The 13,611-nt window shown below is 43.4% G+C and carries 12 protein-coding genes; all 12 read left to right on the forward strand.

From position 1 onward, the window contains the following. The first annotated feature begins 36 nt into the window (after nucleotides 1-36). The 12 genes from C727_RS0106245 (at nucleotide 37) to fliL (ending at nucleotide 13,603) form a co-directional block, all read left to right on the forward strand. Nucleotides 37-834, forward strand: a complete 798-nt coding sequence (locus C727_RS0106245; RefSeq protein WP_017444771.1) for a flagellin N-terminal helical domain-containing protein — start codon at nucleotides 37-39, stop codon at nucleotides 832-834. Between the two features lie 153 nt (nucleotides 835-987). After that, the gene (locus C727_RS0106250) at nucleotides 988-2,427 is read left to right on the forward strand and encodes a sigma-54 dependent transcriptional regulator (RefSeq protein ID WP_017444772.1); all 1,440 of its coding nucleotides are present in this window, start codon (nucleotides 988-990) and stop codon (nucleotides 2,425-2,427) included. Nucleotides 2,428-2,513: 86 nt separating this feature from the next. Beyond that, nucleotides 2,514-3,536 (forward strand): sensor histidine kinase, encoded by a 1,023-nt coding sequence (locus C727_RS18130; protein ID WP_017444773.1) that lies wholly within the window; start codon nucleotides 2,514-2,516, stop codon nucleotides 3,534-3,536. Further along, a complete protein-coding gene (locus C727_RS0106260) occupies nucleotides 3,526-4,860 on the forward strand; it encodes a sigma-54-dependent transcriptional regulator (RefSeq protein WP_017444774.1) in 1,335 nt (444 codons plus the stop codon). The genes C727_RS18130 and C727_RS0106260 overlap by 11 nt, the downstream gene beginning before the upstream one ends. 70 nt (nucleotides 4,861-4,930) lie before the next feature. Beyond that, complete coding sequence (gene fliE / locus C727_RS0106265; protein ID WP_017444775.1) at nucleotides 4,931-5,269, forward strand: flagellar hook-basal body complex protein FliE; 339 nt, start codon at nucleotides 4,931-4,933, stop codon at nucleotides 5,267-5,269. A 22-nt stretch (nucleotides 5,270-5,291) separates the two neighbouring features. Then, nucleotides 5,292-6,998 carry a flagellar basal-body MS-ring/collar protein FliF gene (gene fliF / locus C727_RS0106270; protein WP_017444776.1) on the forward strand — a complete coding sequence of 569 codons (1,707 nt, stop codon included), beginning with the start codon at nucleotides 5,292-5,294 and terminating at the stop codon, nucleotides 6,996-6,998. Then, nucleotides 6,991-8,028 carry a flagellar motor switch protein FliG gene (gene fliG, locus C727_RS0106275; protein ID WP_017444777.1) on the forward strand — a complete coding sequence of 346 codons (1,038 nt, stop codon included), beginning with the start codon at nucleotides 6,991-6,993 and terminating at the stop codon, nucleotides 8,026-8,028. Before fliF ends, fliG begins: the two co-directional genes overlap by 8 nt. Then, nucleotides 8,015-8,785, forward strand: a complete 771-nt coding sequence (fliH, locus tag C727_RS0106280; protein WP_017444778.1) for a flagellar assembly protein FliH — start codon at nucleotides 8,015-8,017, stop codon at nucleotides 8,783-8,785. The genes fliG and fliH overlap by 14 nt, the downstream gene beginning before the upstream one ends. 2 nt (nucleotides 8,786-8,787) lie before the next feature. After that, nucleotides 8,788-10,119: a flagellar protein export ATPase FliI gene (gene fliI / locus C727_RS0106285; protein WP_017444779.1), complete on the forward strand. Its 1,332-nt coding sequence runs from the start codon at nucleotides 8,788-8,790 to the stop codon at nucleotides 10,117-10,119. A 1-nt stretch (nucleotide 10,120) separates the two neighbouring features. Then, nucleotides 10,121-10,561 carry a flagellar export protein FliJ gene (gene fliJ / locus C727_RS0106290; protein ID WP_017444780.1) on the forward strand — a complete coding sequence of 147 codons (441 nt, stop codon included), beginning with the start codon at nucleotides 10,121-10,123 and terminating at the stop codon, nucleotides 10,559-10,561. An 85-nt stretch (nucleotides 10,562-10,646) separates the two neighbouring features. Next, entirely contained in the window at nucleotides 10,647-13,028 is a 2,382-nt protein-coding gene (locus C727_RS0106295) for a flagellar hook-length control protein FliK (RefSeq protein ID WP_017444781.1), read from the forward strand. A gap of 56 nt (nucleotides 13,029-13,084) precedes the next feature. Next, the gene (fliL, locus tag C727_RS0106300; protein WP_017444782.1) at nucleotides 13,085-13,603 is read left to right on the forward strand and encodes a flagellar basal body-associated protein FliL; all 519 of its coding nucleotides are present in this window, start codon (nucleotides 13,085-13,087) and stop codon (nucleotides 13,601-13,603) included. Nucleotides 13,604-13,611 lie beyond the last annotated feature (8 nt).

A 13,611-nucleotide genomic window follows, 5' to 3' on the forward strand; every position in this document is an offset into this window, starting at 1 on the left:
AATCAATGCACGGGCAGTATAGTAAAAGGTGACGGTATGAATATCAACGGTGTTTCATCCACTCAGACTTTATTTGAGCAGATCCAGCAAAAGCAAGACAGCAACGCTGAAAAGCTTGCCTCAGGTAAAAAAGTCAATAGTGCGGCAGATGCAGCAGCTGCGCAGCAGATTATCGAGCGGTTAACCGCTGAGTCAAACGCTTATCAGCAATCTGTTCGTAACGCCTATGATGGGATCTCGTTAGCTCAAACTGCGGATGGTGCTTTGCAAGGGGTTACAGAGGATACTCAACGTATTCGTGAATTAACCCTGCAAGCCGGCAATGGCATTTTAAATGATGCGGATCGTCAAGCGATTCAATCTGAAATCACAGCGCTGCAAGAAAACATCCAATCTACCTTAGAGAATACAGAGTTTAACGGGCAGAGTTTATTTGACCGAGAACAATCTTTTGTTTTTCAGGTGGGCTCAGACGCAGGGCAAACACAAAGTTTAGATATCAGTGATTTAAGCAGTAGTTTGTCCGATATTCAAAATATAAATGTCACTTCGGGTAATATCGAAGACTCATTGGATGCCTTAGACAGTGCTGCCGAGCTAATAGCAGCAGAACGGGCCAATTATGGCGCAACTCAAAACGCTTTAGGTAGCACTATCAATAATTTAAATACTGCAGACATTAACCAGCAAGCAGCGCGATCACGGCTGCAAGATGCGGATTATGCCAGTTTAACGGCGCAACAAGCAGCTAACCAAGTGCAGCAACAAAGTGCGTTATCAATCACAGCGCAAGCCAACCAATATCAAGAGCAAGCGCTCAGCTTGTTAAGTTAACTCAATAAAGGCGCTTAGCGAGCGCCTTTATTTTGGCACCCACCTAGCTAACAACGCAGTTTTTTGACGTATTTTTCAATTCGGCTGGATCATGGGGTAAAAATCGTCAATAATTCAACGTATATGTAGTGCTTTAACAATTAGTTGACTCCAATGCAGTCCAATAAAAGAATTTTATTAATTGAGCGTGATCAAACGTCCTTTCAAGAACTGAAAACCATTTTGCAGTTTATCGATCAGGATTTTGACTGGATCCAGCCAGATGAAGCCAGTGAGCAACTAAAAAATCATCAAAGTTATAAAGTGGTTTTATTGGGTACAGATCCTGGCGATATGTCCCAATGTGAGCGGTTTATAAATCAAGCGCCAGAATTACCTTTTATTGTTCAGCAAAAACTTTCTGAGTTAACCGCATTTGCAAATGTGGTTGCAGCACTTAATGGCAGTTTAACTTATTCTCAGCTGACTCAGGCGCTCCATCACTGTGAGACTTATCATCGTAAAAAACCCGGTAAGCCCCTGCAAAACAGTAAAGACCTTATGCATACTTTGGTTGGTAAAAGCCAAGAAATGCAAGTTGTTCGGCGTTTAATAGAGCAAGTGGCACCGAGCGATGCCAACGTCCTAATTTTGGGTGAATCTGGCACAGGTAAAGAAGTGGTAGCGCAATCCATTCACAAGCTATCCAAGCGCAGCAAAGGGCCATTTGTGCCTGTTAATTGTGGCGCAATTCCAGGTGAGCTATTAGAAAGTGAGTTATTTGGCCACGAAAAAGGCGCTTTTACTGGCGCGGTAAGTGCTCGTAAAGGCCGTTTTGAATTAGCACAAAATGGTACTTTGTTTTTAGACGAAATTGGTGACATGCCACTGCCTATGCAAGTTAAACTGCTTAGGGTGCTGCAAGAACGGGTGTTTGAGCGAGTCGGTTCAGCCACTCAGGTTAAAGCAAATGTCAGAGTAGTGGCAGCGACCCACAGGCAACTTGAAGATTTGGTTGCCGAAGGGAAATTTCGTGAAGATCTTTTTTATCGGCTTAATGTTTTTCCCATCGAAACGCCTGCATTACGCGAACGTCGCGAAGATATTCCATTGCTTGCCGAAGAGTTGATTAAACGCCTGAGTCAACAGCAAGATGAAAGCATACGATTAACCGAACAAGCCTGCCAATCGCTGATGGAACATAAATGGGCGGGTAATGTGCGTGAGTTGGCTAATTTAATTGAACGCCTCACTATACTCTACCCAAATCAAATTGTGGACGTTTGCGATTTACCGACAAAGTATCAACATATAGAAATAGAAAGTTTCGAGCCAGAATATCCTGAAGCGATTATGGAGCGAGACGCACTTAATGATTTGTTTGCCGGCGACGAGGATGACGATAGCGAGCAAGCAGAGAAAGCGGTGAGTTTGTTTGATGCACTACCGGAAGAAGGGATTAATTTAAAAGAATATTTATCTGAGTTAGAAATTAGTTTAATCAACCAAGCCCTTGACGTTCATCAAGGAGTGGTTGCACGAGCCGCTGAAATGCTCGGTATGCGGCGCACGACTTTAGTCGAAAAAATGAAAAAATACGGTTTAAATACATAAGCTTATATCATCTGTCAAAAGTCTGACTAAATTCTTGGCATCTCATTTGCAGTGTCTAATATTATTTGCCAATGTGAGCCAGAACAATGCCAGAACAATTAACGCAAGACGCACGTCTAGAAAAATTAGAACATTTGTTGCAAGTGCTGCCAAATGGGGTTGTAGTGTTAAATCAACAAGGTATTGTTGAACAGGCCAACCCAATCGCCTGTGAATTATTAGGCGAGCCTTTAGTCGGTCAAAAATGGCGTGCTTTAATTGAAAAGTGTTTCTCTCCGAAAGATGACGACGGTCACGAAATCTCATTAGCAAACGGTAAACGTATTAAGTTACAAACAACAGCTTTAACGCCATACTCAGGGCAAGTGATTGTATTGGACGATATGACGCATACCAGAGCCTTGCAAGCACGCATCGGGCAAATGCAAAAACTGAGCGCATTAGGCCGAATGATGGCGTCGTTGGCTCATCAAATTCGTACGCCATTATCGGCAGCACTCTTGTATGCTGGCAATTTAGCACAAGTACGAAAAGACGTATCCGAAAGTAGTTTTAGCCAGAAACTCATCAGCCGTTTAGAAGACATAGAGCAGCAAATTAGCGATATGTTATTGTATGTTCGCTGCGGCCAAACCAGCCAAGCCGAAGCATTTTCGCTCGATACGCTGTTTGAGCAGTTAGCAATCGCGGCAGAAGCCAGTATCAATCAACAAAACGCACAAGTTAATTTTATACCAACGGCACAAACAATTCAGCTGTATGGACAAGCCAATACTTTGGTAAGCGCGTTAAATAACCTGATTCAAAATAGCCTACAGACTCGCCGCTCCGGATTAAAAATTGATATTCAGGCGCAATTGTTAGCCGACAAAAAAACAGTGCAAATCACAGTGAATGATAATGGCCCTGGCATCCAAGCTAGCCATGCTGCAAAAATATTCGAACCTTTTTATTCTGCTCAGCAAAGCAGTGGGTTAGGGTTAACCGTAGTTAAAGCTGTAGTTGAACAACACCAGGGAAAAATCAAGTTACGCGAGCAGTCTAAAGGCTGTTGTTTTGTCATCGAATTACCCTGCCATTTGATGCAGGAGCGTGTAAATGCCGCATAAAAAATGTATTTTAATTGTCGAAGACGATAAAGCGCTTTGTGAGGCGATTGCCGATACTTTATCACTTGCAGGTTATCAAGTTAAACAAGCCTATCAGGTTGACTCTGGGCTGATCGAACTTAAACAAACTAAAATAGATTTAGTCATCTCTGACGTGCAAATGCCAAATCAAACAGGTTTAGATCTATTGAGTTTGCTCAAAACTCAGTTTGATGGCATTCCAATTTTATTGATGACGGCTTATGCAACTGTCTCCGATGCGGTAAGTGCCATGCAGCAGGGGGCCATTGATTATTTAAGTAAACCCTTTTCACCCCAAGTCCTACTTAATTTAGTGGATAAAGCACTTCCGTCTGAATCTGCTAGCGGTGCTGTGTTTAACGATCCGGCTTCGCACCATTTGTTAAATTTAGCTCGCCGAGTTGCACAAAGCAGCGCCAGCGTATTGATCACTGGGGCCAGTGGTACAGGCAAAGAAATACTCGCCAAAGAGATCCATCAATCATCGGCTCGTAATCAGCAAGCTTTTGTTGCCATTAACTGTGCAGCGATCCCCGAAACCATGTTAGAAGCCACTTTATTTGGTTATCAAAAAGGGGCTTTTACTGGCGCAACCCAAGCGTGCCCAGGTAAATTTGAGCAAGCTAATGGTGGCACTTTATTGTTAGATGAAATCACTGAAATGGCACTGCCACTGCAGGCTAAGTTATTAAGAGTGCTACAGGAAAAACAAGTTGAGCGCCTTGGGGCAAGCCAATTAATTGACTTAGACGTACGCATTATTGCCACCTCTAACCGTCATCTTCGGCAAGCGGTAGACGCAGGTCAATTTAGAGAAGATTTATATTACCGCTTAAATGTATTTCCGCTGCATTGGCCAACGCTTGCACAGCGGCCGGGTGATATTATGCCGTTGGCCCATCATTTATTAAAAAAACATCAAAGCGATCGCTGTCAGTTAACCTTTAGCCAACAAGCTGAGCAAAAGCTTCTTGCATACCATTGGCCCGGCAATGTGCGAGAGTTAGAAAATGTGATGCAAAGGGCACTCATTTTAAAACAAGGGCGACAAATTAATGCACAAGATATCTTTTTTGAAAGCCAGCTAAACGAACCTCAAAACATTGCTGCGCAGGTGGCCAGCGAACAACAAAACCAGACATTGAGCGAGCTTAAACTTACAGAACTCCAACTCATTCAAAATACCCTAAACGAGTGCCAAGGTAAACGCGGCCAAGCTGCGCAAAAGTTAGGCATAAGTGCTCGTACCCTACGCTATAAAATAGCCAAGATGCGTGATCTTGGTATGCAAATCCCAGATTAACTTTTAATATTGGCATACAGTCTGCATATACCCTGTTATAAACAAAATTTTGACAGTTTGGAGATTGCAGATGAAAATTGGCGCAAATAATCTATATGCAGAAATGCAAGCAATGGCAAACCGTAGTGCGTCGCCCATCGGTCAAGAGATCCCCGCGTTAGAACAAAAAGTTCAAAACCCAACGCATGGTCAATTTGGTGACATGCTTAACCGAGCAATCGAAAACGTCAATGAAATGAGCCATCACTCTAAAAATCTTACTAACCGATTTGAAATGGGCGATCCCAATGTCACCTTAGCCGATGTCATGATAGCTAAAAGCAAATCTGGTATCGCGTTTGAAGCAACGGTGCAAGTACGCAATAAGGTTCTCGAAGCGTACGATAAAATCATTAATATGCCGGTATAGTGGTTAAGCGGAGCAAATAACAGTGGCAGAGCAAACAGCACCCACAGATATGGTTGTCAACGACAACTCAACAAGTCAAGATTCAACTAACGAAGAGCAAAAACCTGGTTTTTTGAGCAGTCTCAACGGTGTTGATGTATTGCGTCAAGTTACCTTAATTTTGGTTTTAGCGATTTGTTTAGCAATAGGTATCTTTACCATTTTATGGATGCAAGAGTCTGAATATCGGCCGCTAGGTAAAATGGAAACCGACGAGTTAATTCAAACCCTTGACTTTTTAGACCAACAAAAAATTGACTACCGCATTGAAGGTGATGTGGTATCTGTGCCAGAGGACCAATATCAAGACATACGTTTGCAAATGAAACGCTCTGGACTGACCTCAGAAACCACTGCCGCTGATGATATTTTATTAACAGATATGGGATTTGGCGTTAGCCAAAGAGTGGAAAGCGAACGCTTAAAATATAGCCGAGAGCAAACGTTGGCACGTACTATCGAGGAGATTACTTCAGTTCAGCGTGCTAAGGTTTTGTTAGCTATTCCTAAACAAAATGTGTTTGCCCGCAACGAAAAAAAACCTAGTGCCACCGTGGTGCTGACCATGAAACGCGGAAAAGTAGCCTCGTCTGAAGAAGTAGACTCTGTTGTAGATATAGTTGCATCAGCTGTGCAGGGTTTAGAGCCAACTCGGGTCACAGTGACAGATCAAAATGGCCGCCTATTAAATTCAGGATCACAAAATGACTTGTCTGCTCGCTCGCGCAAAGAATACGAAATTGAGCAAAAACGTGAAACAGCTTATTTAGAAAAAATTGATTCTATCTTAATTCCAGTCGTGGGATTGGGTAATTACACTGCACAAGTTGATGTCACCATGGACTTTACTATGGTTGAACAAACGCAAAAGCGCTTCAACCCTGATTTACCAGCGGTACGTAGTGAAATGACGATAGAAACCGACTCGGTCGGTGGTATAAACGGCGGTATTCCGGGTGCTTTAAGTAACCAGCCGCCTCTTGAATCTAATATTCCAGAACAAGCGGAAGGCGGCATCGCGGGTGGATCAGCGCCAGGCAAAAGCCACCGCGAAGCCACCCGTAACTATGAGTTAGATACAACGATTAGTCACACTCGTCAGCAAACAGGTGTTGTTCGTCGTTTGAGTGTCTCTGTTGCTGTTGATTATATTCCTACCACAAACGAAGAAACTGGTGAAACCGACTACCAACCAAGAAATTCAGCTGATATTGCAAATATTCGTCGCTTATTACAAGGTGGTTTAGGGTTTGATACCCGCCGTGGCGACACATTAGAAGTGGTGACAGTGCCCTTTATGCGTCCCGACCTAGGCGAAATTGAGAGTACGCCATTTTATCAACAAGCATGGTTTAATAGTATGATCCGCTTGGTATTAGGCACTTTGGTTATCATAGTATTAATTTGGGCAGTCGTACGACCTATCTTGCGTAAACTGATTCATCCAGATGCTGAAGAATCTTATTCTGAAGAATCAATTGAGCGTGGGGTTGATTTGGGTGATGAAACTATTGATATGTTATCATCAGACTTTGATGCCAGTTCAGTCGGCTTTAACCAAGATGGTACCCTGATGCTGCCAGATCTGCATAAAGATGAAGACGTACTTAAAGCGGTTCGTGCGCTAGTGGCCAACGAACCTATCCTTTCAGCTCAAGTAGTTAAAGCGTGGTTAAACGAAGATGCCTGATAACGAAGTAGCCAAAAGCGACGAATTTGATATATCACGGTTGGATGGAGCCGAAAAAGCAGCCGTTTTATTATTAAGTTTGTCGGAAGAAGATGCCGCCCAAATTCTTAAGCACCTAGAGCCAAAAGAAGTGCAAAAAGTCGGGATGTTAATGGCATCAATGGAAGATTTTAGCCAAGGTAAAATCACCGCAATTCATAAATTATTTATCGACGAAATTCAAAAATTCAGCACCATAGGTTTCCAAAGTCAAGAGTTTGTGCGTAAAGCATTAACAGCGGCTTTAGGCGAAGACAAAGCAGGCAATTTAATCGAACAAATCATCATGGGCAGTGGCGCCCGTGGTTTGGACTCCCTCAAGTGGATGGACTCTAAACAAGTCGCTAACATTATTCGTAACGAACACCCACAGATACAAACCATTGTTCTATCTTATTTAGAGCCTGATCAATCGGCTGAAATCATGGGACAATTTTCTGAAAAAGTTCGTTTAGACTTAATGATGCGTATTGCCAACTTAGAAGAAGTTCAGCCAGCGGCATTGCAAGAACTTAACGAAATTATGGAAAAACAATTTGCTGGTCAAGCGGGTGCGCAAGCGGCCAAGATGGGTGGTCTTAAAGCAGCTGCTGAAATCATGAACTACTTAGATACCAATGTTGAAGGTCAGTTGATGGATGCAATCCGTGAACATGATGAAGAAATGAGTCAACAGATTCAAGATCTGATGTTCGTTTTTGATAACCTAGCAGACGTTGATGACAAAGGCATTCAGGCGATCCTACGTGAAGCGCCACAAGATGTACTGCAACGTGCATTAAAAGGTGCTGATGAAGCACTTAAAGATAAAATTCTTAGCAATATGTCTAAACGGGCAGCCGATCTTCTAGTGGATGATTTAGAGGCCATGGGACCTATTCGTATTAGTGAAGTTGAAGCAGCACAAAAAGAAATCTTGTCAATCGCAAGACGTTTAGCTGAATCGGGTGAAATTATGTTAGGCGGAGGCGGCGGCGATGAGTTCCTCTGATCATAAAGCCGGTCAAAGCTGGCAACTTCCGAGTTTTGATGAACCGCAGAGCAAACAAAAAGAAGGTTATACCAATGCACTAGGTAAACCATCTGGTTGGAAATGGGAACCCCCAGAAGAGCCGCCTGAAGAGGTCGTTCCTAAACCACCGACGCTGGAAGAAATTGAAGGGATCCAACAAGCAGCGCATGATGAAGGTTTTGCCGAAGGCCGTCAAGCAGGCTATCAAGAAGGCTTTGAACAAGGCAAACAAGATGGTTACCAAGCTGGCCAGCAAGAAGGGCATCAGGCGGGTTTGGCCGAAGGGCTTGAAGAAGGCCGTGTTCAAATTACAGAGCAAGTTGAACAGTGGCGTGCTTTACTGGATCAATTAACTCAGCCAATTGCACAAATTGATCAACAAGTTGAGCAAGAAGTGCTTAATTTGGCTTTAGCATTGGCTAAAGCTGTGATCCAAGAAGAAGTGAAAACCAACCCAGCCGTCATCATTAAAAGTATTCAGCAAGCGGCAGAAAAACTGCCATTTAATCAAAAAAGTTGTCAGCTAATTGTTAATCCTGAAGATCATAAAACCGTTTTGCAAGCTTATGATGCTGACACTTTAGAAAAACGGAACTGGCGAATTGTGAGCGATCCTACGATGAGCCAAGGGAGTATTCAAATTTATAGCGAACAGACGCAAGTCGAGTACAGTATAGAGCAGAGGATCCAAGAGGTTTTTGCCGAACTGATAGAACAACAAACGCCGAGTACTTAACCATGAGTGCTTCTTTAGCAGCCAAAATTGCTCAATATCAAAACAAAATAAACACACCAAAACCCAGGGTGTGTGGTCGTCTCATTCGCGTTATCGGTATGACACTCGAAGCCACTGGCTGCCAAGCGGCGGTTGGCGGCCACTGTTTGGTTGAAAGTGTGCAAGGTTACATTGATGCTGAAGTAGTTGGTTTTGAAGGCGATAAAATATATTTAATGCCGAGCGATGAATTAAAAGGTGTATTGCCTGGTGCTAAAGTGATCCCACAAAGCGCACAGGTGCAAATACGCTATTCGATGGGCCTATTAGGTCGGGTGTTAGATGCACGAGGTCAACCGATTGATGGTCAAGGCCCTATTGATTCAGATTCTCCCAATCACTACCAAAGCCAGCGTATCAATCCGCTCAACAGGCGGCCTGTCAAGCAACCATTAGACGTAGGTATTCGTGCAATCAACTCAGTATTAACCGTTGGCATGGGACAAAGGTTAGGTTTATTTGCCGGCTCTGGGGTTGGTAAAAGTGTGTTACTTGGCATGATGACAAGAGGCACCAGCGCTGATGTTATTGTGGTGGGGTTAGTTGGTGAACGGGGCCGCGAAGTTAAAGAGTTTATCGATGAAATTTTAGGTCCAGAAGGTCGCCAACGCGCAGTGGTGATCGCGGCACCGGCCGATAATGCGCCATTGATGCGTTTAAAAGGTTGTGAGACCGCAGTTTCTATCGCTGAGTATTTTCGCGATCAGGGGCTAAACGTTTTGTTATTGGTTGACTCTATTACGCGTTACGCACAAGCGCAGCGAGAAATCGCATTAGCGGTGGGGGAACCGCCGGCAACTAAAGGTTATCCGCCGTCAGTGTTTGCAAAACTTCCGGCACTGATCGAAAGAGCCGGCAACGGTGGTGGACAGCAAGGTTCGATCACCGCATTTTTTACCGTTTTGTCAGAAGGTGATGACATGCAGGATCCAGTTGCTGACGCATCGCGAGCCATATTAGATGGGCATATAGTGCTGTCTCGTGAGTTAGCTGACCAAGGGCATTATCCAGCCATCGATATTGGTAAGTCCGTCAGCCGAGTGATGCCAGCCGTAGCAAGTGAGGACCATCAACTGCAGGCGAGAATTGTGAAGCAGTTGTTCACTGCCTACCAAAATAGTAAAGATTTAATTTCAATCGGAGCCTACAACAAAGGCAGTGATCCTATGGTTGATGCCGCCATTAAACTCAAACCTAATCTGGATAAGTTTTTACAGCAAGGAATGACAGACGTCGTGAATTACCAAGATTGTTTGGCAATGTTAGCAAATGTTACCCAACCATTAAGAGCTTAATATGAGTCGCCAATTACAGTTAGTGCTGGAATTAGAACAAAAAAAAGAAGATAAACTAGCCTTACAATATGGCCAAGCCAGTGACGCGTTAAAAAACGAGCAAGATAGACTCTTAGGTTTGCAAAACTATCGAACTGAATACATTCAGCAAGTGCATAATACGGGTCAAAATGGTCTCTCCAGTGCTGGTTTCCAGCGCTTGCAAGTATTTATCGGCCAACTAGATAAAGCGTGTGGCCAACAGCAAGGCAAAATAGATAATGCCGAAAAAGTGGTTCAACAGCGCCGTGCGCTCTGGTTACAACAACAACGTAAACGCAAATCACTTGAACACTTATTAACAAAACAAGCCGAAGCTAAACAGCAAGCAGCCCAAAAAGAAGAACAAAAAATGCTCGATGAATTTGCAATGTTGAAAGCGCGCCAACAGAAAGTTTTTTAAATAATGGCACATTATTTGAATATATTTAATTAATTTGATCAATGTTTATTTGTAGCGCCAAAAACCTGTCTAAGAAGGTCTGTATATGATGCCAAATCTTGCCGGTATACCGTCAAAAATTGCCGCTTTGTTGGATAAAAACTCTACCAAGGCATTGGATAAATCGCTTGATACCTCTGCGACATCGGTGCCTTTTAAATCATTTGTTAGCAGCACCGATTTGCATAAATCAGCTCAGGCTCAATTAGAGCTTAACCAAACGCAGCAAGCCACTTCGGTCAATACCCAACAAGAGGTAAAAACAAGTAAAAATGATAGTGCACAAGCCAGCCATGACTGGTTAAGTCTATTAGATAAAGCCAATGATCAGCTTGCTAAAACTGAACAAAACAAGGTAACGGCCGCTAAAGCCAGTGTAGAGGAAACAGAAAAACCAGGCATAGTTAAATCAGGCACAGATAAACTAAGCTCGGATGTTGTTCATCAAACAGGTGCCAACAGAAAAATAGCAGCGACTTCATCAGAGGCCGGCGAAGCGATCGACAATGAGCAAACAAAAAGTCAATTAGCTGATACTCAGTTGAGCAATACAGATAAACAAATCAACGTCAACAAGAGTGTAGACACTCACCTAGAGGCCACCACAGAAAAAGAAAACAAAATCAGCACAAAAAACAGAGCGGAAACTAGCGTAATCGTTAGTAAAGCCGTTGATTTGCATTCCTCTAATAAAACTAGGACCCAGACCAATACTGAGGCAGCAAAATCAAGCAACTCAGATATTGCTGAGCAAATGACCACAGCTGATAAAGTGAGCAACCAAAACAGTGATCAAAGCAAGCAACAAGCTCTTGATAAGTCCGTCTCTAGCAAACTAGCCACTAATAACAAGCAAGCTGATGTGATTAAAACTGAAGTAGACAAAGGCAGTCAATTGTCGGATACGCTGACGACTAGTGAAAAAGAAAAAAACAGTTCGCAGAATCTAAAAACAACAAATCAGGCTGAAAAAAACACATCTCAAGAAGTGGTTAAAGCGAATATAAAAGGAGAGGGAAAATCAGATCCCTCTGCGAACACGAAAGAACCTTCAGTGGTTGATGGCTCAGATCCATTTGAGGGTACAAAAGAGCCACCAGCAGGTACAAAAGAGTCATCAGCAGGTACAAAAGAGCCATTAGCGGGTACAAAAGAGCCACTAGCGGGTACAAAAGAGCCATTAGCGGGTGGAAAGTCAACTCAATCAGTTGAGGCAAACATAGCAAACTCAGCTGATGCTCAAGCTGATGTCAATAAAATAGCGATGAACGAACAAATGAGTGGCAAATCTGCACCCGAAAACAAAACAAAACAAACGGGGACTAAGCAGATAAACGATAGCGCACCGGGACGCACTCTGACCACAGAAACATTAAAATATGCAAAGGATGAGCAAAGCGTCCTCGAAACTTCAAACAAATCCCAACAGAATGCTGAGCTAAATACAGCTGAGTCCGCTGCACCGACCACAAAACAAGCAGCTCAACAAGATAGTCAAAAAGTGTCTCAACAAAGCAAACAGCAAGCCAGACAACTAGCCGCAGAGCAAACCGATATCAAAACTGAGACTGACGTGAGTGAGATACATCTTGCTGCGAACGCGCCGGCGACCGGCGCTGCACAATCCGTACAAGCGGTTACCAGTCAAACCTCATCAGTAAATAAAAAATCGGTTGCAGAAAAAAACGATAAAACCGGAAAAACCGAAACCATAAAAGTGGCAAGCGAGACGATCGCTAAAGCTGTTAAATCGGAGCAAGGGGTGGGGTCTTTAGATTCAACTGCAGCTGAATCTAAACTAGAGGATCCCATTAACTTGATGCACTTACAACAGCCCGAAGCACGTGCGCAAGACGCACGATCTCAAAGCGCTCAGCTGCAGCAATCAGTCAGCACACAGCAAGTGCAACAGCAGGTTCAGCAACAAGTGCATCAGCAAGAAAGAGTTCATGCTGAAAAACAGCAAGAATTTAGTCGCCAGACGCATCAATTTAAACAGCCATTAGATTTAACAAAAGCGAACGCAGCTCGAGTATTAAATGAGTCAGTTAAATTTTTAAACTCGGGCAAAGTACAGGCGGCTGAGCTTAGATTGGATCCGGCTGATTTAGGAAGTATGAAAATTCAATTAAACTTGTCCGGTGACCAAGCCAGCGTTAGCATGTTAGTGCAAAATCAACAAGCAAGAGATTTACTGGAGCAGAGTTTACCTAAGCTAAGAGAAATGTTACAAGAACAAGGCCTAGAGCTGGCCGATGCAGATGTGTCGCAGCAGCAAGACTGGCAACAGGGAGAATCCTTCAACGAGCGTGGCAGTGCGTCAAATAATAGTCAGGCTGGGCAGGATGGGCAACAAGACGAGTTGAGTTATAGCCAGCAGGTACAAATAAATAATGGTCATTTAGGCGCGGTAGACTATTACGCATAATTGTTAAATTCAGGTATAGTTATAACGTTTATCAGGTTTTTAATAGAGAGGGTTTTATGGCTGCGGCGCAAGAAGAATTAAAAGTCGAAAGTGGTGGCAGTAAAAAAAAGCTGATCATCATTGTTGTTCTACTTTTGTTACTAGCGGGCGGCGGTGCAGCGGCTTACTTTTTTTTATTTGCAGGTGAGCCAACCGAAGCAGTGGCGGAAGAACCAAGCGAACAAACATCAGCTGCCAGCGGAGATGCCGAATTAGGGAATGCTTTATATGTAGCAATGCCTCGGCCATTTGTATTTAAAGTACCGGGCCATTCACGAGATCGCACGGTACAGATTAAAGTTCAGCTATTGGTTCGTGGTGTGCAGGATGAAGAAACGGCAAAAAAACATATTCCGTTAATTGAAGATACCATGTTAAAAGTATTTAGCGGCGCTAACGCCAACGAATTGGGAACTGTTAATGGTAAAGAAGCGCTAAAAGACGATGCGTTAAAGTCTTTACGTGACCGTTTAGTCAGCATAACTGGACGCCCCGTCATTGATAAAGTGCTGTTTACCGGCTTTGTCATGCAATAACAGGATGA

Source organism: Gayadomonas joobiniege G7, assembly GCF_000300815.1.
Lineage (GTDB): Bacteria > Pseudomonadota > Gammaproteobacteria > Enterobacterales > Alteromonadaceae > Catenovulum > Catenovulum joobiniege.

Excerpts from the sequence above, each read along its gene's own strand:
- C727_RS0106250 (WP_017444772.1), top strand. The coding sequence starts at position 988 with ATGCAGTCCAATAAAAGAATTTTATTAATTGAGCGTGATCAAACGTCC.
- fliI (WP_017444779.1), top strand. The coding sequence starts at position 8,788 with ATGAGTGCTTCTTTAGCAGCCAAAATTGCTCAATATCAAAACAAAATA.
- C727_RS0106245 (WP_017444771.1), top strand. The coding sequence starts at position 37 with ATGAATATCAACGGTGTTTCATCCACTCAGACTTTATTTGAGCAGATC.
- C727_RS0106295 (WP_017444781.1), top strand. The coding sequence starts at position 10,647 with ATGATGCCAAATCTTGCCGGTATACCGTCAAAAATTGCCGCTTTGTTG.
- C727_RS0106260 (WP_017444774.1), top strand. The coding sequence starts at position 3,526 with ATGCCGCATAAAAAATGTATTTTAATTGTCGAAGACGATAAAGCGCTT.
- fliE (WP_017444775.1), top strand. The coding sequence starts at position 4,931 with ATGAAAATTGGCGCAAATAATCTATATGCAGAAATGCAAGCAATGGCA.
- fliL (WP_017444782.1), top strand. The coding sequence starts at position 13,085 with ATGGCTGCGGCGCAAGAAGAATTAAAAGTCGAAAGTGGTGGCAGTAAA.
- fliJ (WP_017444780.1), top strand. The coding sequence starts at position 10,121 with ATGAGTCGCCAATTACAGTTAGTGCTGGAATTAGAACAAAAAAAAGAA.
- fliG (WP_017444777.1), top strand. The coding sequence starts at position 6,991 with ATGCCTGATAACGAAGTAGCCAAAAGCGACGAATTTGATATATCACGG.
- fliH (WP_017444778.1), top strand. The coding sequence starts at position 8,015 with ATGAGTTCCTCTGATCATAAAGCCGGTCAAAGCTGGCAACTTCCGAGT.
- C727_RS18130 (WP_017444773.1), top strand. The coding sequence starts at position 2,514 with ATGCCAGAACAATTAACGCAAGACGCACGTCTAGAAAAATTAGAACAT.